The sequence below is a fragment of the Mesorhizobium zhangyense genome (assembly GCF_011045115.1).
In the GTDB taxonomy this organism is placed as follows: Bacteria; Pseudomonadota; Alphaproteobacteria; order Rhizobiales; family Rhizobiaceae; genus Mesorhizobium_M; species Mesorhizobium_M zhangyense.
Window position 1 is genome coordinate 1 of the sequence record NZ_JAAKZG010000052.1, and the last position, 1,301, is coordinate 1,301.

At 57.9% G+C, this 1,301-nt stretch carries 2 protein-coding genes; both read left to right on the forward strand.

Features of this window, described 5'->3' with window-relative positions:
• The coding region (locus G6N74_RS30405; protein WP_205826941.1) for a hypothetical protein at window positions 1–659 on the forward strand (659 nt) is incomplete at its 5' end.
• A 397-nt stretch (window positions 660–1,056) separates the two neighbouring features.
• Window positions 1,057–1,301, forward strand: a 245-nt coding sequence (locus G6N74_RS30610; RefSeq protein WP_205826942.1) for a hypothetical protein, incomplete at its 3' end; no start/stop codon positions are given.

Consider the following 1,301-nt stretch of genomic DNA (forward strand, 5'->3'; position numbering starts at 1 on the left):
GCCAAATAATCAGGATGGGAACGCTTCGCTTTTCAGATGGCAGTCAAACTGAAAAAGCCTTTAAGCGAAAGGACGGCAAGATCGTAGAGTTCTCCGCCGCAATGCCGACAGGCGCGATGCTCGGAACTCGAGAGCGTCAGCGCAAGGAAAAAGGCGGCGGTTCGTCCGTCTCTGGCGCCAGCAACTCGTCTTTCGCGGAAATGTTGAATGCCGTGCCCGCCCGGAATGTAAAGGCAAGGCGATCAAAAGGTGGCAAGTCTTACAGGCGCACCGAAGCTGCCAAGATGCTGGCCCAGGCTTACGGCAACACGCCGCTACTGCCCAAAATTACGAAATGTCCGACCGGTCTCCCATACGCCCCGGCTCGTGTTGCCGACCTCTTTCTCGGCATGAAGAAAGGTAGGTGTGCCGGCGGCGGTGCACCATCGTGGCAGGATGACTGCTCCGGGCTCGCAAGCCGCGAGGAATGGCGCAACGTCAGATCTGAGATGCTAGAGGCCGACGTACAGGTTATCGATGCCGCAATGAAGGCAAAGAACCTTGGCGATATCGGACGCGCCATGGGGCATTCGGGTGCCTATGCCGAAAAGGCCGGTAAGCGCCTATTGCGTGTGGCCAACGACAATCTCGCCGCAGTGATAAAAAAGATTGCCGCATAGGGTCGGATTTCTCCCGCCAAGCACCCTTATAAACTGACAGGGGCAGAAACCCCAAAGAGCCGCCTTGCGCGGCTCTTCCAGTTTGCGACCACGGTCGCCCCGGCTCCGATCATGACGAGGGCTGGGTAACTACCCACCGCAGCGCGAGAGATCGCGAAGCGGTGTTGGCGGCGGGCTCCTTCGCAAGTGAAGTCGAGCCCGCCGCTTTCAATGGTTATTCCATTGGCGCAGCCGTCCCCGCCGGACCAGCCTGCGCCGTAGTGCCTGTCGTAGGCGCCATGGGCGCGGGCTGCGTCATGGTTGTTGTTGGTGCGGACGTTTCGCTCTGACTACCGTTGCAGCCGGCTAGAGCCATAAGAACAAGACCGAGCGCCGGTAGAATTTTCATAGAGTTCATTTGTTCCTCGTATGGATTGTACCCCCGGCGCGCGCATGGGACAAAAAATATCTCGCTAAGGTCAACCGCCGCATGGTGATTTTTCAGTCACGATTACTGTCAGAGGTTCACAACAATCTATCGCAACTTCTGCGGACGCCGGATTATCTTGCATTGCCCATTACGCGTAATCCTCCACGCCGCATGGGTGTTGCGGCTGGTGAGCAGGCAAACGCTTTGGCTCCCAGCCGCTTTCGTTTCAGCAG